This is a genomic window from Rhizobium sp. BK181, from assembly GCF_014193305.1.
Taxonomy (GTDB): domain Bacteria; phylum Pseudomonadota; class Alphaproteobacteria; order Rhizobiales; family Rhizobiaceae; genus Rhizobium.
Map to the genome: position 1 here is coordinate 42865 of NZ_JACHZA010000010.1, position 18445 is coordinate 61309.

At 58.8% G+C, this 18445-nt stretch carries 17 protein-coding genes and 1 pseudogene; 10 read left to right on the forward strand and 8 right to left on the reverse strand.

Going from position 1 to position 18445, the window contains the following annotated elements; translation table 11 throughout:
* The first annotated feature begins 9 nt into the window (after positions 1-9).
* The 6 genes from FHT77_RS20655 (at position 10) to FHT77_RS20680 (ending at position 6519) form a co-directional block, all read left to right on the forward strand.
* On the forward strand, positions 10-1242 hold the full coding sequence (locus FHT77_RS20655) for an adenylate/guanylate cyclase domain-containing protein (RefSeq protein ID WP_183756784.1): 1233 nt from the start codon (positions 10-12) through the stop codon (positions 1240-1242).
* A gap of 75 nt (positions 1243-1317) precedes the next feature.
* The gene (locus FHT77_RS20660) at positions 1318-2271 is read left to right on the forward strand and encodes an aldo/keto reductase (protein ID WP_183756785.1); all 954 of its coding nucleotides are present in this window, start codon (positions 1318-1320) and stop codon (positions 2269-2271) included.
* A gap of 56 nt (positions 2272-2327) precedes the next feature.
* Positions 2328-2933: a TetR/AcrR family transcriptional regulator gene (locus FHT77_RS20665; protein WP_183756786.1), complete on the forward strand. Its 606-nt coding sequence runs from the start codon at positions 2328-2330 to the stop codon at positions 2931-2933.
* A gap of 146 nt (positions 2934-3079) precedes the next feature.
* On the forward strand, positions 3080-4873 hold the full coding sequence (locus tag FHT77_RS20670; protein WP_246720011.1) for an acetolactate synthase 3 large subunit: 1794 nt from the start codon (positions 3080-3082) through the stop codon (positions 4871-4873).
* Positions 4870-5421, forward strand: coding sequence for a G/U mismatch-specific DNA glycosylase (mug, locus tag FHT77_RS20675; protein ID WP_183756787.1), 552 nt, complete (start codon positions 4870-4872; stop codon positions 5419-5421). The genes FHT77_RS20670 and mug overlap by 4 nt, the downstream gene beginning before the upstream one ends.
* Before the next feature lie 99 nt (positions 5422-5520).
* The gene (locus FHT77_RS20680; protein WP_183756884.1) at positions 5521-6519 is read left to right on the forward strand and encodes a GlxA family transcriptional regulator; all 999 of its coding nucleotides are present in this window, start codon (positions 5521-5523) and stop codon (positions 6517-6519) included.
* A 6-nt stretch (positions 6520-6525) separates the two neighbouring features.
* Here the strand turns inward: FHT77_RS20680 and FHT77_RS20685 are convergent, their stop codons facing one another.
* The 5 genes and pseudogenes from FHT77_RS20685 to FHT77_RS20700 all read right to left on the reverse strand — a co-directional run bounded on the left by FHT77_RS20685 (position 6526) and on the right by FHT77_RS20700 (position 13580).
* Positions 6526-6819, reverse strand: a complete 294-nt coding sequence (locus FHT77_RS20685) for a helix-turn-helix transcriptional regulator (protein WP_183756885.1) — start codon at positions 6817-6819, stop codon at positions 6526-6528.
* A gap of 317 nt (positions 6820-7136) precedes the next feature.
* The gene (locus tag FHT77_RS20690) at positions 7137-10064 is read right to left on the reverse strand and encodes a 2-oxoglutarate dehydrogenase E1 component (protein ID WP_183756788.1); all 2928 of its coding nucleotides are present in this window, start codon (positions 10062-10064) and stop codon (positions 7137-7139) included.
* Positions 10065-10483: 419 nt separating this feature from the next.
* Positions 10484-10611, reverse strand: a pseudogene (locus FHT77_RS31485) (DUF599 domain-containing protein); the annotation flags it as partial.
* Between the two features lie 268 nt (positions 10612-10879).
* On the reverse strand, positions 10880-12691 hold the full coding sequence (locus FHT77_RS32070; protein ID WP_183756789.1) for an ATP-binding protein: 1812 nt from the start codon (positions 12689-12691) through the stop codon (positions 10880-10882).
* Between the two features lie 637 nt (positions 12692-13328).
* Positions 13329-13580, reverse strand: a complete 252-nt coding sequence (locus FHT77_RS20700; RefSeq protein ID WP_183756790.1) for a hypothetical protein — start codon at positions 13578-13580, stop codon at positions 13329-13331.
* Between the two features lie 381 nt (positions 13581-13961).
* On the opposite strand from FHT77_RS20700, the gene FHT77_RS20705 reads away from it, so the two are divergent.
* Positions 13962-14792, forward strand: coding sequence for an alpha/beta fold hydrolase (locus FHT77_RS20705; protein ID WP_183756791.1), 831 nt, complete (start codon positions 13962-13964; stop codon positions 14790-14792).
* 194 nt (positions 14793-14986) lie between these two features.
* Positions 14987-15850, forward strand: coding sequence for an MBL fold metallo-hydrolase (locus FHT77_RS20710; protein ID WP_183756886.1), 864 nt, complete (start codon positions 14987-14989; stop codon positions 15848-15850).
* Positions 15851-15860: 10 nt separating this feature from the next.
* Here the strand turns inward: FHT77_RS20710 and FHT77_RS20715 are convergent, their stop codons facing one another.
* Positions 15861-16034 carry a hypothetical protein gene (locus tag FHT77_RS20715; RefSeq protein WP_016553676.1) on the reverse strand — a complete coding sequence of 58 codons (174 nt, stop codon included), beginning with the start codon at positions 16032-16034 and terminating at the stop codon, positions 15861-15863.
* Positions 16035-16247: 213 nt separating this feature from the next.
* Between FHT77_RS20715 and FHT77_RS20720 the strand changes: the two genes are divergently transcribed.
* Both FHT77_RS20720 and FHT77_RS20725 read left to right on the forward strand, forming a co-directional pair.
* Complete coding sequence (locus FHT77_RS20720) at positions 16248-16502, forward strand: DUF2188 domain-containing protein (RefSeq protein ID WP_114712520.1); 255 nt, start codon at positions 16248-16250, stop codon at positions 16500-16502.
* Between the two features lie 2 nt (positions 16503-16504).
* Positions 16505-16831 (forward strand): hypothetical protein, encoded by a 327-nt coding sequence (locus FHT77_RS20725; RefSeq protein WP_016553674.1) that lies wholly within the window; start codon positions 16505-16507, stop codon positions 16829-16831.
* A gap of 90 nt (positions 16832-16921) precedes the next feature.
* Here FHT77_RS20725 and FHT77_RS20730 read toward each other — a convergent pair whose 3' ends face one another.
* Both FHT77_RS20730 and ftsZ read right to left on the reverse strand, forming a co-directional pair.
* On the reverse strand, positions 16922-17122 hold the full coding sequence (locus FHT77_RS20730) for a hypothetical protein (RefSeq protein ID WP_183756792.1): 201 nt from the start codon (positions 17120-17122) through the stop codon (positions 16922-16924).
* A 116-nt stretch (positions 17123-17238) separates the two neighbouring features.
* Positions 17239-18267, reverse strand: coding sequence for a cell division protein FtsZ (gene ftsZ, locus FHT77_RS20735; RefSeq protein WP_016553672.1), 1029 nt, complete (start codon positions 18265-18267; stop codon positions 17239-17241).
* Positions 18268-18445: the final 178 nt, after the last annotated feature.

Below are 18445 nucleotides of genomic sequence, written 5' to 3' on the forward strand. Positions count from 1 at the left end.
TGCTTTGACATGCCAATAAAAGACAACCGAGTTGCAGAGTTGACCGCCTGGCTGATGCAGTCGGGCATCGAAGGAATGCCCGAGGCCGACTTGCTGGCCGGCTTCTGCGTACGTTGCGCGGCGTCTGGCGTTCCGGTGGAACGAGCCAGTGCGGTGATCGAGGCGCTGCATCCCATGTACGAGCGTCGCGCTTTCAGATGGGACGCTAATCAGGCGATCGAGAGGTTGTCAGAGTTCGGATTGGGAACGGGTGGAAGCCTCGCGATAAACTGGGAACGGACCGCCTTCTTCTACCTGCGTACGACTGGCGACCTCGAAGTAAGGAGGCGGTTTTGCGATGGTGATGCGGGTGACTTTTATCTGCTCGACTCCATGAAGGCAGATGGATTCACAGATTTTGTGGCCTTAGCACATAGGTTCGGAGACAACGGAACGATCGGGGAGATCGATTGCTTCTTTTCGCAGTTTGCAACACGAGCACCCGGCGGCTTTTCGAAAGCGGATCTCAACGCGCTTAAAGCGCTCGCACCCTGTCTGGCGCTCGCGACGAAGTGCGTCGCCATCAGTGGCGTCGCGCGGACAATTGCCAAGGTTTATCTCGGTGAGGATGCTGCACGACATGTGCTGCTCGGCCAGATGCGTCGAGACAAGACCGATCAGATTGCCGCCGCTCTCTGGTTCTCGGATCTTGCAAACTTCACCCGCATCTCGGACCTATCCGATCCGCAGGAGATCATCCCGATGCTCAACGACTACGCAGAGGCGGTCATTTCGTCGGTGAATGCTGCCGGCGGCGAAGTGCTCAAGCTGATGGGCGACGGCACTCTCGCGATCTTTCGAGGAGCTACTGCGCAGGAGGCCTGCGCTGCAGCGCTGCACGGGCGGGGCTTGCTCGACAAGAAGCTCGTTGATCTGAACGCGCGCCACAGGATCGAAGGCCGCGCCGTGACCGAAGTCTATCTGGCTCTGCACTTCGGCGACGTCTTCTACGGCAATATTGGCGGACGGGAGCGATTGGATTTCACGGTCATCGGACCGACGGTGAACGAGGTGAGCAGGATTGCCTCGCTCTGCCGCTCGCTCGAAAGGAACCTCCTGATATCGTCGACATTTGCCTCAGCGCTGGAGGCGGACAACGGAGGCTGCCTGCTGTCGGTTGGCGCTCACACTTTACGAGGGGTCAGCCGCCCTCAAGAACTTTTCACGATCGAACGACGGGTCGACGTGGATGCCTCGCAGTAATTTCGACCGAGACATCTGTTGCCGTAGCGCAATGAGCGCTGTCGCATCGATGTTTTCTCAACCAAGGAGCATACAATGAAAGAAACGGTAGCGCCTCGCGATCGCCGCCTTCCTCTCCTGGACGGCCGCGGCCATATTCCGGTTGTCGGCTTCGGGACGTTGATACCCAGCCCTATGGCGACAAAGAGCGCGGTCAAGCTGGCCATCGAAAGTGGCTTCCGCCACTTCGACTGCGCGGAGCGCTATCTGAATGAACATGTGATCGGGGAGGCTTTACAGGATGCATTCAGCGCCGGGTTGGTCGGCCGCGAGGACATCTTTATCACCACGAAGCTGTGGAACACCAATCACAGGCCAGAGCGGGTCGAGGCCGCGTTTGAAGCGAGCTGCCGCCGGCTGCAGGTGGACTACGTAGACGCATACCTCATACACACGCCGTTTGCCTTTCAGCCGGGAGATGAACACGATCCACGCGATGAGCATGGCGCCGTCATCTATGATGATCAGGTGAACTTGATCGACACATGGCGCGCGCTGGAAGCACTTGTCGATGGCGGGAAATGCAGGGCGATCGGTCTCTCCGACGTCACATTGCCGAAACTGAAGCTCGTCGTCGAAGCAGCAAGGATAAAGCCCGCCATCGTTCAGGTTGAATCACACCCTTATCTTCCTGAATGGGAGATGCTCGAGTACTGCAAGCGGGAAGGAATCGTATTATTGGCCTTCGCACCCTTGGGACATGGCATGGAACCGAACCTCCTTGAGGACCCGGTTATCCAGAGCGTCGCCGCCCGCCTTCATATGACTCCAGCGCAGGTATCTCTTGCATGGGCCGCTCAGCGAGGAACGGCCTTTCTGACGACGTCCGTGACGCCAAGTCGCATCATGGAGAACGCGAACCTTCTCTCTATTCCAGAGGAAGCGCTGGTCGAGATCGACCAGAAGATCGAGACCGAAATCCGGTTCAATTCGGTCGTCGACACTGGCGTTCCGGGCTTCATCCCGCGCGCGCGACCGTCAAGCTTCTAAATAAGGCTCGCGCTTCGCTGTTGATCCTGACCTGCAACCTGAGTTACCCCTGAAGGATGACCAGTCTGCCAAAGCCTCTCGCCAAACCTCGCAAGTCCACCGGAGCCCGCCGCAATCCCGAGGCGGAGGCGGCCGTGCTTGCGGCGGCGCGCGAAGTGATCTCCGAGAAGGGGTACATCGGATTTTCGGTCGAGGAAGTCGCTCGCCGGGCGGGATCGGGCAAGACGACGATCTACCGATGGTATCCTACAAAGGCGGACCTTTTCATCGCGATCTACACGGCGGAGCGCCATCTTTCAGTTCCAGTTCCCGATACCGGTGATCTCTTGGACGACCTGGAGCAGTACACTGTCAGCTTGTGGCGCTTTTGGGCCTCGCATCCTGCTGGCGCAGCATTGAAAAGTCTCATTGCGGAAGCGCAGGGCGCGTCCGAGGCTCTGGACGCATTGCGGGAGCGGTTCCTGCCCGCCCGCACCGCCGACGTGAGACAGATGCTGAAGAGGGGCGCGGAACGAGGTCAGGTTCGCGCAGAGGACGTAGACGACAAGGTAACTCTCTGGGTCGGCCTAAGCTGGTTCAAACTGCTGGTGAACGAGCTTGACCAGGAACTGAGCGTCAGAAGGCTCATGGCGCACATCGCTGGAATACCCCCGGCGCCATGAAGCTCAGGCATCGGTAGTGACGCTGGCAGCAATGGACGCGCATCTGTCCGTTTTTGCCCCCAGCAAGACAATTCGGTCATGCTCGAATTCTATATACTGGCACGAAAGCGAAGTGGAAGCTTTCTCGTACCGAATGGAATTTAAGGATGAAACCAAACGAATACGCTATGCCGTCCGCGCCGGACGAAATGTCGGGAGCGGAGATGGTTGTTCGGGCGCTTGCAGATCATGGCGTCGAAGTGCTTTTCGGATACCCCGGTGGCGCCGTTCTGCCGATTTATGATGCCATGCTCGACGAGCCGAGGCTCCGGCATATTCTGGTTCGCCACGAGCAAGGTGCCGCACATGCGGCTGAAGGCTATGCGCGCTCCAGCGGAAAGCCGGGCGTCGTGCTCGTCACGAGCGGACCCGGAGCGATCAACACCGTTGTCGGAATTGCGGACGCGCTGATGGACTCGATCCCACTTATCGTGATCACGGGCCAAGTGCCCACGCATCTGATAGGTACGGACGCGTTCCAAGAGGCGGACACCATCGGTATAACCAGGTCGTGTACCAAACACAGCTATTTGGTCAGAAGCGTCGACGAACTGCCCCACGTGTTGCATGAGGCGTACCGTATCGCAACCACTGGCAGGCCGGGTCCAGTCGTCATCGACATCCCCAAAGATATTCAGGTCAAGATAGGAAGATATGTCGGGCCAGCGGAAGCGCTACCTCTGCATCGGTTTGAGCCGCAGACCAAGGCATCCCCCTTACTTATTGACCAGGCGATAGCCTTGTTGGCGAAAGCACGACGGCCGATCATCTACAGCGGCGGCGGGATAATCAATTCAGGCCCAGCGGCGAGCCAGCGGCTTAGACAGTTCGCGGCTCTTCTGGGCGCCCCGGTCACATCGACGTTGACAGGTCTGGGTGCGTTTCCTGCTTCCGATCCGCTTTGGATTGGAATGCCTGGGATGCACGGAGCCTACGAGGCGAACCACGCGATGCACGACTGCGACGTGATGTTTTGCGTGGGCGCCCGGTTCGACGATCGCGTCACGGGTAGGCTGGACGCATTCTCTCCCGGTTCGCGCAAGATCCATGTCGACATCGATCCCTCGTCAATCGGCAAGGTCGTCCAGGTGGACGTCGGGATTGTCGGTGACGCCTGCTCGGTGCTCGACGACATGATCGCCGCTTGGCCGAAAACCTCGACCACAAGCCGCCAAGAGCAGCTCTCGGCCTGGTGGGAACAGATCGAAAAGTGGCGATCACGCAACGCCTTCGGCTACCGGAAGTCCGACGAGGTCATCAAACCACAATATGCCATCGAACGATTGCGCGCCCTCACCCTTAACCGGGACGTTTATGTGACGACCGAAGTCGGGCAGCACCAGATGTGGGCAGCACAGTTCTTCAGCCTCGATGAACCGAACCGCTGGATGACTTCAGGCGGGCTTGGCACCATGGGCTACGGCCTCCCCGCAGCAATCGGGGCTCAACTCGCCCATCCGACGAGCACGGTCATCGATATCGCAGGAGAAGCCTCCATCCTGATGAATATGCAGGAGATGTCCACGGCGGTGCAGTACAAGCTTCCCGTCAAGATCTTCATTTTGAACAACGAGTACATGGGGATGATCAGACAATGGCAGGAGTTGCTACACGATGAGCGATATAGTCACTCCTACTCGGAAAGCCTGCCCGATTTCGTGAAGTTGGCGGAGGCCTACGGCGCCAAGGGAATGAGAGCTGAGACCCCGGCGGAACTGGATGGAAAGATCCTTGAGATGCTGGCCCACCCCGGTCCCGTAATCTTCGACTGTCGAGTAGAAAAGACGGAAAACTGTCTGCCTATGATTCCATCCGGAAAACCCCACAACGAAATGATCCTTTCCGACGAGGCGGTCGATCTGAGTTCAGTGATCACCGGGGATGGCCGCGCACTTGTATGAGTGAGCGAGGTCCCCAGAACGAGGCGCCGGGCCCCACGGTCTCACCCGCGGGGCTGACGGACGTCTTGGCGCCTGACCTCTCTGTAGTTTTCTGCGGGCTGAACCCGGCTACCTCTGCTGTCCGGGACGGGCACAACTTTTCATCACCGAGCAACCGGTTTTGGCGCGTCCTTCATCTTTCCGGGTTCACCCCTTATCTGTTGCGCGCGGATCAGGAGCGCCAGGTTCTGGAATACGGTTGCGGCGTCACGGCCTTCGTATCTCGTGCGACAAAAAGCGCCGTCGAACTCGGTCCCCAGGACTACGCCTCCGCCGCGCCGGAATTCGAACGCAAGTTACGGGCTTTTCGGCCGAAAAGGCTGGCGTTCCTTGGGAAGCCGGCATTTGCCAGTGTCTGCGCATCGCAACGCTTTGACTGGGGCCGGCAAGCCATGACATTCGCCGGCGCGGAGGTCTGGGTACTGCCCAATCCCAGCGGGTTAAATCGATCGTTTTCGCTGCAGCGCCTTGTTGAGGAGTACGCTCGTCTCCGAGCGAGTTACGAGTAAGTCGATGCCAAAGTACTATTGTCCGACAGCCACCGCCGCCGGCAAAGTAGGCGCGGAAGATTTCGGCGGACTCTGGTGGCCGGCGCGAGGAGTAGGCTCATGCGCATAGCGATACTAGCCATGCCCGGCGTGCAAATGCTGGACGTCGCGGGACCGATGGACGTCTTTTCTGAAGCGAACAAGCTGATTAATGGGAGGACCGGATACGAGCTAGCTGTCGTCGGGCGGGACAGGGAGCCGGTCGTGGCGTCCAACGGCGGGCGCCTGCTCCCTGATCGGACCATCGACGAATCGCTGGAAGGGTTCGACACGCTTTTAATTGCTGGCAGCCCGCGCGTTCAAGACTTCGAGGCGGACCCCAAGTTGGTCGATTGGGTGAAGAGCGGATCCGTCCAGGTGCGCCGGCTGGCTTCTATCTGCACCGGAGCTTTTTTGCTGGGCAGCGCAGGCCTTCTCAACGGACGACGCGCAACGACGCACTGGAATTCCACGACAAGGCTCAGAAAGATGTTCCCAGCGATAGACGTCCAGCCGAATACGATTTTCATCAAAGACGGAACCGTCTACACCAGTGCCGGCGTAACGGCGAGCATGGATCTCGCACTCGCGATGGTCGAGGAAGATTTCGGTCGGGGCGTGGCGCTGAGGGTCGCGAAAGAGCTAATACTTTTCCTGCAGCGTCCAGGCGGTCAGTCGCAATTCAGCGTGCATCTTGAAGCTCAGGTCTCTGAAATGGGGCCTATTCGCGAGATAACTCAATGGGTAGCGGAACATATCGCCAATGATCTCGCCGTGGAGACGCTGGCGTCTCGTCTTGGGATGAGCGCGCGCAACTTCGCCCGCACGTTCAAACGCGAAACTGACATGACGCCAGGGGACTACGTCGAAGCCGTCAGGGTGGATGCCGCGAGAAGAATGCTTGAAGAGGGCGACGTTCCCTTGAAGCGCGTAGCAGCCTTGTGCGGCTTCAACGATCAGAGCGCCTTTCGGCGAGCTTTTGTCCGCCGTATCAACGTCACGCCGGTCGAATACAGAAGTCGGTTCCGTCGGGGCGCCACCCCACCGCCAAAAGAAATATTCACTGCGACGGGCGCTTGAGCCGGCCTAAATTTCTGTTGTGAGCTGATGCAGAAAGCTCGATATGGCTGCCTCATTCCTTCGGTAGAACTTCCACTGCCCGATCTTCCTGGCGCTCAGTAAATCAGCGTCCGTTAGTACTTTGAGATGACCGGATGCCGTCGACTGAGCCAGTCCGTCGCGCTGGAATTGGCTCGCGCAAACCCCTAGATCAATTGGATATTCCTGCGGCCCAAAATACCGGTCAGGATCCTTCAGCCACTTTAGGATATTTAGTCGCGTTGGATGGGCCAGCGCTCTGATGATGGTCGCGGAATCCATATCTGATATCCTAGTTGTCATTTGCCGTTTGCAGCGTTGGCGAACGGCCTTCTCGAGAGTTCCGCCATAACTGATCGCGGGCTCATGCCGGCGGCCGGCCCGCATTCCCACCGCGATCACCTCCTGTCCGATGTACAGATGACAAAAGCCGCCAATCAGGCCTGCCCCATACATCTGGCCTGCGCGCTCCTCGAAGCGCCGTATCAAGAGCATCATCCGGTAGTATTCAAGTACGTCAGCCGCATGCGAACGCTTGGTGCTCTCGTTGGCTGTTTGAAGTTCAAGTGCCATTCGATCGGCCCGTCCAATTTGAGAGATCAATCGGTAGCGAAGGCCCGGTCCATTATCGCCTGGAGTTCGGCGACGTGCCGTGACATCTGTCCAGTAGCAGTAGAGGCCGACGCGGGGCGGCCGATATAGGTTGGCCGCTGCGCCAGGCCGCGTCCCTGCCCCGATGACCACTCCACGTAGGCTTCGACGAAAGACCAAGCGCCCATATTCTTCGGCTCTTCCTGGCACCAACATATTTCGGCTGTCCCGAACCGGTTCAGCTCGAGAGCAAGCGCCTTTGCGGGGAACGGGTAGAGTTGCTCGAGCCGCAGTACGTAGACGTCGGTGACGCCGCGCTTGCGTCGCTCTGCCTCGAGATCGAAATAGATCTTGCCTGAGCACAAGAGAACTCTTCGCATCGACGGAGTCTCGACGAGGTCGCCGTCGTTCTCCGCATCGTCGCGAAGAATTCTCCGAAAGGACGATCCGAGACCTAGTTCGTTGAGATCGGAGCGGCATCTCTTATGCCGCAGAAGACTCTTCGGCGTCATGAGAATGAGCGGCTTGCGAAAAGGCCGCGTTACCTGTCGTCTCAGCAGGTGGAAGTAGTTGGCAGGAGTAGTGCAATTAGCGACCTGCCAGTTGCCCTCTGCGGAGTTCTGCAGATAGCGCTCGAGGCGAGCCGACGAATGCTCAGGCCCTTGTCCGTCATATCCGTGTGGCAAGAGGCAGACCAAGCCTGACATGCGCAGCCATTTTCTTTCGGCCGACGACAGGAATTGATCGAATATCACCTGGGCTCCGTTTGCAAAATCTCCGAACTGAGCCTCCCACATGACGAGGCAATGCGGCTCCGCCAAAGAGTACCCGTACTCGAATCCCAGCACGGCAACCTCAGACAACATCGAGTTGAAGGTTTCGCACGGCGCCTGGTCTACGCTTAGATGACATAGCGGTAGATAGCGGTCGCCGGTCTCCTGATCGATGATCACGGAATGACGCTGAGAGAAGGTTCCCCTTTCGCTGTCTTGGCCGGACAGGCGCACGCGATCGCCTTGTCTCGCAAGAGAACCCATGGCGAGAGCCTCGGCCGTAGACCAGTCGAGATCCCGTCCGCTCTCGACTGCCTTGCGGCGAGCTTCGAGGAACCGGATGACGGTCGGATGCGCTGCAAAGCGATCGGGGAGAGCAGTTATCGCCCGCCCGATATCCCGTAGCACTCCGAGATCAACACCTGTCGGACTATCCGACGTTTCTTCGCTTTCAGGTTCACCACGTTCCAATCCCGCCCATCGGCCGTCGAGCCAGTCGCCTTTGTTGGGCCGGTAGCTCTTTGACGCTTCCAGTTCTGTTTCGAGATAAGCCGACCATGTTGCCCCGGCTGCGTCAACGTCGGCTTCGGTCATAATCCCCTCGGCGACAAGCCGCTGGACGTACAGCTCCAGACTTGACCGATGCGATCGTATTTCCCTGTACATCGCCGGCTGCGTGAATGAAGGCTCGTCGCCCTCGTTATGGCCGAACAACCTGAAGCATATCAGATCGATGACCGCCGGCAGGTGAAACGTCTGCCGGTACTCGGTCGCAAGCCGCGCGACCCATGCAACGGCTTCCGGATCATCTCCGTTGACGTGAAAAATGGGAGCATCTACAGCCTTGGCGACGTCGGAAGGGTAAGGGGAAGAACGCGCATAACTTGGATCAGTCGTGAATCCCACCTGATTGTTTATTATAAGATGGACTGATCCACCGGTTCGATAGCCCTTTAGCCCAGACAGCCCCAGGCTTTCCGCGACGACGCCTTGGCCTGCGAAGGCCGCATCTCCGTGGATCAGCAACGGCATCACGCTTGATCGCTCGACGGAGTCACCCCTCTGCTCCTGCTTGGCCCGCACCTTGCCCAGAACGACGGGGTCAATGACCTCCAGATGGGAGGGGTTCGCCACCAGCGACAAATGCATTTGCCTGCCATCGACGATGCGGTCCGAAGAGGTTCCAAGGTGATACTTGACGTCTCCAGATCCCTCCACGTCGTCAGGAAAGGAGGATCCCCCCTTGAACTCGCTGAAGATGGCCCGGTGCGGCTTTTTGATGACTTGGCCCAGTACGTTGAGGCGCCCTCTGTGGGCCATGCCCAGGACCACTTCGGCAACGCCCAGTTCAGCTCCCCGCGCTATTATCTCCTCAAGTGCGACGATCGTGGTTTCCGCGCCATCGATCCCGAACCTCGTCGTACCCACGAACTTCTTGCCGAGGAAGCGTTCAAACCCAGTGACCTCGACAAGTGTCTGAAGGATGGCACGCTTCTTCGTCCCGTTCGGTTGATACCTCTGCCCTTCGACCTGCCGTTGCATCCATTCGCGCCTGGCGGGGTCGGCAATGTGCATGTATTCAAAGCCTATCTTTCCGCAGTACGCGCTGCGCAAGGCCGAGACCAGTTGACGTGCACTCGCCGACTCCAAGCCCATGACGCCGCCTATGTAGACCGGACGGTCCAGATCCACCTCTTCAAACCCATGGAACGATGGTTCCAGTTCGCGGTTCTGTGCGCGTGGACTCAAACCGAGGGGATCCAGGTCCGCCGCAAGATGTCCTCTGGTCCGGTAACTCCCGATCAACGCCAGGGCACGCGCGGTGTCCCGTGCGTCAAACTCTGCAGAGACCGTACGATCGCCGGTCGCATCAGCCTCGGCTTTTGCCGACACTGTCTGCTGCCAGTTGCCGTCCAGCGCCGCGATGAGTTCACCTTGAAGTGGAACGGGCCAATTCGCATCCTTCCATGACGCCCCCTTCGCGACGTCGCCGATGTCGTCGCCAAGCTGGTCGAAAAAATCGCGCCATTCGGGACCCACAGAGTTCGGATTCTTGGCGAACATCGCCTGTAGCTCCTCAACATAGGAAGCATTCGTGCTGTCGAGGAATGCGGTCTGGCGGAAGGCCTCGTTCGCTGGCTGTCTTGTAAACGCGCTGTTCATTTCAGCACCCAGGTTCGGTTGTTTCACACACTGCACTTCGTTGACCGAGCGGACTGCGTGCCAACACAATAGCGGGATGGCTGTTGTCCGAGAGCGGCTTCAGAAGGCAATTCCGGACAAAGGCCCTGCAGATCCTGCCGATCGATGCGCCTACAATCTGCCACTGTGCTCGCTCCTCCAATTGCACCATGGTATCGGGAATTTCTCCACGGGGCGCAGACCCTCTGACCAATACCTAAGTGCACTTAAATCGTCTGCCGCAGCGGGTTACCCTGGACCTGTCGTTGACCTCCCACTCTCGAACGCACGTTCAAGACTGGCGACATGTCCCGGCGCCCTCCCCTCCACCGGGGCCAGCGGCCTGCGGAGGCCCGCTTGGGCCGTCTCTTCCGCCTTAGAGACGGCCCACCTTTTCGATGGCGCGTCAGCACCTCGCGCATCCAAGCATGCCGGACTACCACCATATCCTTCGGGAGGTTGTCATTCTGCATAGGCCAGCCGAGCGCCTCAGCGGCTCGATCGCGACCCAGACAATCGCAAAAAGCAGAGTGCAAGCACATCGAGCATTTACCGGTGCCTCTCGAAACTTCCCACCGTCGCAGCGACTGCGTGCCTTCGCGACCATGTCACCCGATGCAGCACACCTAGGCTAAACAACGAAAACCATTGCATCGTACGACAAGCGTCCGCTACGGCGTGACGACAGCGGATCGTCAAGGGTGCGGTGGCTAGTCATCGAGTGTTGATGACTTAACGGAGCTTACTTTGACCGTCCAAGCTGAGCCATTGCACGATCATATTTGCACCCTCACGGCTTAGGCCGACGATTTCGACGGGGCCTGCTTTTCCGACGCTTCGTACGTCGGAAGGACGAACGAAAAGCATGCTCCCGGCTCACGCGCGTTGGCGGCGGCAGATATACGCCCGCCATGATTTTCGACTATCGTTCGACAGATCGAAAGGCCGACACCAAGCCCCCTCGCTTTGGTCGTGAATAATGGTTGGAACAGCTTTTCCAGTCTCGTTTTGTCCAGTCCAATCCCGACGTCTCGAACACTCACGAGCACACCGTCGGTCCGATCGTCATAGATGGTCTCGATCCGGACAATCCGGGGGCGATCATCAACGGAAGCCATAGCCTCAATCGCGTTCAACAGCAGGTTTAGCATCACCTGCTGCAAATGGATCTTGTCGCCGGCGACAAGCGGCATTCTGTCGGACAGGCTGGTTCGTACTGTAGCGCCGCCCTTCTCCAGTTCGCCCGCGATAAGCGCTACGACCTCATTGACGGCATTGTTGATATTCACCGCTGCTGAAGTCGGCGCGGCCTCAGCGAACATCGCTCGCATCCGTTGGACGATTTCCGTTGCCCTCACTGCGTCTCTCATTGTTCGTTTGACCGACTCTGCAACACCGGAGAGATCAGGAGAATCTAAAGCCAGCATCCGCGCGCCGGCGTCTGCATTCGCCCATATTCCCGATAGCGGTTGGCTCACCTCGTGCGCGAGCGAAGCTACAACTGCTTTAAGGGTGGCAAGCCGGGTTGAATGGGCAAGCGCTGACTGTGTTGTGCGTAGCGATTCCTCACCGCGTTTGTGTTCGTCGATATCGGTGGTCGTTCCAACGAACTTCACCACCTGACCCTCGCGGTCCCGTAGCGCAACCGCTTGATGCAAATGCAGGTGGTAGCTTCCATCGCGGGCGCTAAGGCTTCGTGTCTCGAAGGAAAAGTCTTGTCCTAGCTGAACACCCCGACGGAAAATCCGAGTTGCTGCCTCTCTATCGTCCGGATGAACAGCGTCCATCCATGAGGCTGGATGTGACGTTATATGAGCCAAAGATTGATCGGCAAATTCCAGTCCGGAGCGGTTTACGAACTCGGGAGTGCCATTCGGCTTGAGCATCCAAGTGGATACCGGGAGGACGTCAAGGAGCGCGACTTTCTTTTCCAATTCGGCGTAAAGATCGGCGCTTTCGAAGGAGATCGCGGCCTGCGATGCAAGATGTTCGAGCACCGCGACTCGATCCGGAGTGAACACGCAGGGTGCGAAGTTGTTTTCGAGAAAGAGTATCGCGATGAGCTTCGACTGCGAGAGGATCGGAAGCGCAAGTGTCGAACGCATTCCTCGCGAGAGCACCGTTTCGTCGCGACCGTAGACAGCGTCGGTTGATGCATCGTCGAGTATCACCGGTTCGTTCGTTCGGATCACGTATTGCAAGATCGCCATCGGCAACTCCTTGAACATGCCGACTGCATCATTTCGTGCTTGGACCTCAATGCCGGAGGCCCGAACGACAGCCTCCGCTTTGATCGTCGCCTCATCATCGATGATGAAGATCAGGAGGCCGCGCTCGGCGCCTGCATAATCCACGGAGATCTGCAAAAGACGCTCAACGAGTGCAGAATGGAGGAGGTTGCGGGAAAGAGCCTGCGAGAATTTGATCGCGGCTCCGGCGTCAAAGGGTATCCCAATCGGTTTCTCGGATTGCACATTGGAAAGAGCTTCTCGCAGGGCCTCATTCTCCAACACCTTGCGTCTGAGAATAGTCTCAAGGCTGCGCACCCGATCTTCCAGCTTCTTTGCATTGCAACTGCCAGTCACAGGCTGGTCGGAAACCACGGCCACCGCGCCTCCCTCGCTCAGGAGCCGACGCCCGCGAAGAAGGCTCGGCGCAACTCCATGTCGTCAAGCCGCCGAGGAGACGGTCTCCCAAGGGCATAGCTCGCGGCAATGATCTTCAGTTTGCGTTCCGTTGTCCAGCGCCATCACCGACGTCGCGTCGGAACGCTAAGCGAAGGGTTGCGCAGGAAAGCTGGTGACGCCGATCGCACAGACGATCGAGAAGTCCGTTGCTGCCTCTCGATTTCGCGCCACACCAGCCAGATCGCCCTCGCCCGCTGCCGCAAGGAAAACTCATCGCGTCGATCCGATCCATTCAAAACTCCCCGTGCGAAATCTTTGCACACTGCCAGATCCTACACCGTCGAGTGCCAGCGTCGATTGTACCAGGGTCTTCGCCGACACCATCGTACAATGGCGGCGCTCCGGAATTGGTGACACGGTTCCGCCCGCCCACCCTCGAACTCACGTCAACATGCGCGCGACGATCCCCGACGACGTGGCGGCACTGCAATCCAGGATAATTTTTGGAGCTCAATTCGAGGGCTCGGCAACTCGCACAGTTTTCGAACTTGACGTTGCGTTGATCACACCAGCCTCGCCGCCGGTATCGCTGCGAATGCGATCGCGTGACAGCGAGCAGCTAGTTCAGGCTGTAGAGGCAAGGATTGATGTCGTCATCGACGCGATCGGGAAACAGTTGCCTACGGACACGCTTCAAGGCTTCGACCTCCAGGCGATGCTGCTGGAGAAGTCGGTGACTCACGTCGTGGAATGGCGCACCGTCGGACTGCGCGATGCGGACAGTGCCGCCGTGCGCAAGAAACTCGCAGAACGACTGCGCGGAACGGAGCCGCGTGGTGATCTCGATATAGCGGTTTTCGTCAGCGTTCATCAGATCGCCTCCCTTCCAGGAAGGTCGATGCTGACTTTGGCGATATCATGGCCAGTGCCCCGTTGAATTCGTAGACACTCCGTGTTCCCAATCAGGGACCGATCTATAACGAATGCGTCCCCTGCCCCGCGTCCGTCCGAAGGCACGACCGGCTAACTTCTCCTGCGCACCATTTCTTCAAAACGGCATCTTCCATTCTGTAATATTTGCCTCAAGTTACCGTTGGTTCGCAGCGCCGCTAAAGCCGCGTCATGATGATGACGTAGTACGGCAGCGCGGTGGGCCAGCTCTAGCCGGACGCTCCATAATATGGGCGTCGGAAGGATGCTGGCGTGCCTTGCCACCATCGAAGCAATCACATCCAGAGAGAGGGACCTGATCATGCCATTCATCAAGACCACGGACGGAACCGAAATCTTCTACAAGGATTGGGGTCCGGCCACCGCCCAGCCTGTTGTTTTCCATCATGGCTGGCCCCTCAGTGCAGACGACTGGGATGCGCAGATGATGTTCTTTCTGGACAAGGGCTATCGGGTGATCGCCCATGACCGGCGTGGCCACGGCCGCTCCAGCCAGACGTGGCAGGGCAACGAGATGGACACCTACGCGGCGGACGTTATCGCGCTAACCGACGCGCTCGATCTCAAGAACGCCATCCATGTCGGCCACTCGACCGGCGGCGGCGAGGTTGCTCACTATGTCGCGCGTGCGAAGCCCGGCCGGGTCGCCAAGGCCGTTCTGATCGGCGCCGTCCCCCCGATCATGGTCAAATCGGACAAGAACCCCGGCGGCCTGCCGCTCGCGGTTTTCGACGGGTTCCGTGCGGCGCTCGTCGCCAATCGTGCGCAGTTCTTCCTAGACGTACCCACCGGCCCCTTCTACGGCTTCAACCGCCCGGGTGCCAAGGTCAGTCAGGGCGTCATCGAAAACTGGTGGCGGCAGGGGATGATGGGTGGTGCAAAGGCGCATTACGATTGCATCAAGGCCTTCTCCGAAACGGACTTTACCGAGGATCTCCAGCGAATCTCGGTACCGACCCTGGTGATGCATGGAGACGACGATCAGATCGTTCCCTATGCCGACTCCGCTCCGCTTTCGGTCAAGCTCTTGAAGCACGGCATACTCAAGACTTATGCCGGCTTGCCGCATGGCATGTGCACGACGCACCCTGAAGTTATCAACGCCGACCTGCTGGAGTTCTTCCTGGATTAAGCATGTGGGTCCGCGGCTCCGTTCGTCACGGCTGCCGCTATGCGGATGAGTATTCGCAGGCGAGTGCGGTCGCGCTCGCCTGCGACACATGACGTATCTGCCCAGCAAAGGAGACGGCTGTGACTACACGAGACAGCATTCCAAATGGATTATCCCGACGCGACCTGCTGAAGCTGACGGCTGCAGCAGCGGCGATGCTCGCTTCCCGCGATGCCATCGCGGCCGAGTTCCATCGCTTCCATCACGGCGCGTTCGACATTACGGTCGTCAGCGACGGTTTTCTAACGCTCCCGGTCGAGATCCTGCTGCCCGACGCCACGCCTGAAGAGCGCAAGTTGATCATGCCGCGGCTCGGCGGAACTTCGGCCGCCGCTCCGGTCCAGGCCAACATCCCGCTGATCCGCCACGGCGACGACCTGATTCTCATCGACACCGGTTCCGGCAGTCATTTCCAGGCAAGCGCGGGTAAGCTGGCCGCCAACCTGCAATCCATCGGCGTCGCGCCGGAGGTGATCACCAAGGTGGTTTTCACTCACGCTCACCCGGATCACTCGGGCGCAACGACAACAGCCGACGGCAAGGTGCTTTATCCGAATGCGCAGTATTTCGTCAGTGAAGCCGAATGGAACTTCTGGACCGACAAGGACTATGAGACGCATCTGCCGTCGGTGCTTCACGATTTTGCCCGCGGAGCGCAACGGGACCTGTTTGCCGTCAAAGACCGTCTGACGTTGGTTCGGCCCGATCAGGAGATCATTCCAGGCATGCGAATCCTGCAGAGCCGCGGGCACACGCCCGGCCACATCTCGATCGAATTGGCTGGAGACGGTGGTCTGTTGATTACGGGCGACGCCTGCACCAACGACGTAATCTTCTTCGAACATCCCGCCTGGCATTTCGGCTTCGACACCGAGCCGGAGGTTGCGTTGAAAACCCGTCAAATGCTGTTGGATCGCGCCGCCACCGACAAGCTGAAGATGCTTGGCTATCACTGGAGTTACCCGGGCGTCGGCTACGCCGAACGCAAGGACACATCCTATCGCTTTGTCGCGGCGTAGCTTTAAAAGGCTACTGCGCGTCGGCGGATTCTGCCGGCGCGGCGGCTGGTTGCGGCAGTTCCTCCGCAATTTCTTCAGCAACGGCCGAAAGATCCAGATTTCCCCAGATCGACGCGGATTGGCGGCGCTCCGGGCGGCGCGAGGATTTAACTTCGACGATGAATGGCTTCGACTGAGCGCGCATGTGGTTCCTATTGAAAGGCGTTGAACGAATCCATCAACGTCTCAAACCTATGAAGCGTTCCCCGCTCGCGCAAGATCGTTCTTCACACTGAATCCAGCCTCACACAGGCCAGGCGTCGATGGGAACAAGCATCTGGCGACCTGCGTTCCAGTCTTGCAATCTGCAGGAAGCCGTCCCGCACATTCCTGAGAAAAGTTCTTGAAGGAATGATCGATGTCGATTACCTACCACGTCGCCGAACACGATGGCGCCTGGGCTTACCGCCTGGACGATGTCTGGTCGGAAACTTTCCCAACTCACGAACAAGCACTGGCAGCGGCCAAACAAGCCGCGGAGCGACAACAGCTCGATGGCCAGGATGCGGACATTACATATCAGCGTGCAGACGGCAGCTGGACAACGGAACGGTCGAACGGAGGCGACCGCCCCGAGGCCGATGTCGTCGATGACGCCAAGGAAAAAGACTAGGAATGACCATCAAAGAACGTTTTCTGAAGCAGCAGCATGCATGGATGCTCGGCGCATGCTATTCCCGCAAACATCCAGACTTCCAGCGCTATGGCGGCGTCGATGTTTCGATCTCGCCTCGCTGGAAAGACAGCGTTGAAACCTTCGTCAACGACATGCTCGATACCCTGCCCCGCAGCCTTGCCGAGCGCAGGCTGGCGCTGAGAAACCCACGCCGCCCCTTCGAGCCGGGCAATGTGGAATGGGTGTTCGCAAGCAAGCACTACGGCCTTCGCGCCCCTGATGGCACCCGGCCCGAGATGGCGGACGTTCGTTCCCGCCGAGCGTAAACCGCTGTTTACACAATCATACCCTCGCCGGCGACGGACATTTACCCAAATGTCTTTCGCCGGCGAACTGTTTCGAGAGCGCGCTCCTAGCTATCGCGGCCGCCGCGCGTTTCTCATCGCTGCAATCACGATAATTCCGACCGCTGCAGCAAGAGCACCCCAATAAACCCAGGGCGTCTGGTTGATCATGAAGCTCTCTGCGGGATAGGGAAAATAGCCGCTGCCCTGCCCCATCCAAACGAGCCCGACTACAATAAGCAGGCCAGCAACAAAATAGGCAATCTTGGCCATTCGACATTCCTCAGCATCGGTTGCGCAATCCGAGATTGGTAAGCGCAAGGCGACGTCGAAACAAACGAAATCAGGGCAGATCTGCGCATCTCGGCGGATGCGCAGACCGCGAGAACCTATTGCAATGTACGGGGCTGCATATCCTGACCGAGCGCGATGCCCTGGCGCGGCTGTGTCGCGTTGCTCGCTCCGTCCAGGCCCGTCGCGACAACCGAGACGCGGAACTTGCCGTCGAGATTGCGATCGAAGATCGCGCCCACGACAATGTCCGCTTCATCCTGCACTTCGTCACGAATGCGACTTGCCGCCTCGTCCACCTCGAAGAGAGTCATGTCCGAGCCGCCGGAGATCGAGATCAGAACGCCCCTGGCACCCTTCATCGAGATATCGTCCAGCAGCGGGTTGGCGATCGCCGCCTCCGCTGCCTTCATCGCGCGCCCCTCACCCGAAGCCTCGCCTGTGCCCATCATCGCCCGGCCCATGCCGCGCATGACGGATTTCACGTCCGCGAAGTCGAGGTTGATGAGACCTTCCTTGACGATCAGATCGGTGATGCAGCCGACGCCGGCATAAAGCACGCGGTCGGCAGTCATGAAGGCATCCGCGAAGGTGGTCTTTGCATCGGCGATACGGAAAAGGTTCTGGTTCGGGATGACGATCACCGTATCGGCCGCTTCGCGGAGCGCCTCGATGCCGACATCGGCCGTTTTCATGCGGCGATTGCCTTCGAAGGTGAAGGGCTTCGTAACAACTCCAACTGTCAGAATGCCGGCGTTGCGAGCGGCCTGAGCGATGACCGGTGCCGCTCCGGTTCCGGTGCCGCCGCCCATGCCAGCGGTGACAAAGCACATATGCGAGCCGGCCAGATGATCCATGATCTCATCGATCGATTCTTCGGCAGCTGCGCGACCGACTTCCGGCAGCGAACCGGCGCCCAACCCTTCGGTCACATGCGCGCCAAGCTGGATACGGCGGGATGCCTTCGAGGTCGCCAGTACCTGTGCATCGGTATTCGCCGCAATGAACTCGACGCCTTCAAGATTTTCCGCAATCATGTTGTTGATGGCATTGCCACCGCCGCCGCCGACACCAATTACTGTAATTCTGGGCCGCATTTCGGAAATCCCGTTCTTGGCGTTCGTCATCGCAATCTCCTTCGTGCGTTTCGTTGTGGCTCCGCCGCCTATTGGGAACCGAATCGAGCATCAGACTAATCGCGCAACAAGGCAGAGCCGGGGCGAAAGAACAAGATGAAGCGCAGTTGAAACTTTATCCGGAACCTTTTTTAGCCCTCGTGCATTATGTTGAATCATCCCCTGCCAG

Bases quoted from the DNA above. Each gene is read 5' to 3' on its own strand.
- FHT77_RS20655 (WP_183756784.1), top strand. From the start codon at position 10: ATGCCAATAAAAGACAACCGAGTTGCAGAGTTGACCGCCTGGCTGATG.
- FHT77_RS20660 (WP_183756785.1), top strand. From the start codon at position 1,318: ATGAAAGAAACGGTAGCGCCTCGCGATCGCCGCCTTCCTCTCCTGGAC.
- FHT77_RS20665 (WP_183756786.1), top strand. From the start codon at position 2,328: ATGACCAGTCTGCCAAAGCCTCTCGCCAAACCTCGCAAGTCCACCGGA.
- FHT77_RS20670 (WP_246720011.1), top strand. From the start codon at position 3,080: ATGAAACCAAACGAATACGCTATGCCGTCCGCGCCGGACGAAATGTCG.
- mug (WP_183756787.1), top strand. From the start codon at position 4,870: ATGAGTGAGCGAGGTCCCCAGAACGAGGCGCCGGGCCCCACGGTCTCA.
- FHT77_RS20680 (WP_183756884.1), top strand. From the start codon at position 5,521: ATGCGCATAGCGATACTAGCCATGCCCGGCGTGCAAATGCTGGACGTC.
- FHT77_RS20685 (WP_183756885.1), bottom strand. From the start codon at position 6,819: ATGGATTCCGCGACCATCATCAGAGCGCTGGCCCATCCAACGCGACTA.
- FHT77_RS20690 (WP_183756788.1), bottom strand. From the start codon at position 10,064: ATGAACAGCGCGTTTACAAGACAGCCAGCGAACGAGGCCTTCCGCCAG.
- FHT77_RS20700 (WP_183756790.1), bottom strand. From the start codon at position 13,580: ATGAACGCTGACGAAAACCGCTATATCGAGATCACCACGCGGCTCCGT.
- FHT77_RS20705 (WP_183756791.1), top strand. From the start codon at position 13,962: ATGCCATTCATCAAGACCACGGACGGAACCGAAATCTTCTACAAGGAT.
- FHT77_RS20710 (WP_183756886.1), top strand. From the start codon at position 14,987: ATGCTCGCTTCCCGCGATGCCATCGCGGCCGAGTTCCATCGCTTCCAT.
- FHT77_RS20715 (WP_016553676.1), bottom strand. From the start codon at position 16,034: ATGCGCGCTCAGTCGAAGCCATTCATCGTCGAAGTTAAATCCTCGCGC.
- FHT77_RS20720 (WP_114712520.1), top strand. From the start codon at position 16,248: ATGTCGATTACCTACCACGTCGCCGAACACGATGGCGCCTGGGCTTAC.
- FHT77_RS20725 (WP_016553674.1), top strand. From the start codon at position 16,505: ATGACCATCAAAGAACGTTTTCTGAAGCAGCAGCATGCATGGATGCTC.
- FHT77_RS20730 (WP_183756792.1), bottom strand. From the start codon at position 17,122: ATGGCCAAGATTGCCTATTTTGTTGCTGGCCTGCTTATTGTAGTCGGG.
- ftsZ (WP_016553672.1), bottom strand. From the start codon at position 18,267: ATGACGAACGCCAAGAACGGGATTTCCGAAATGCGGCCCAGAATTACA.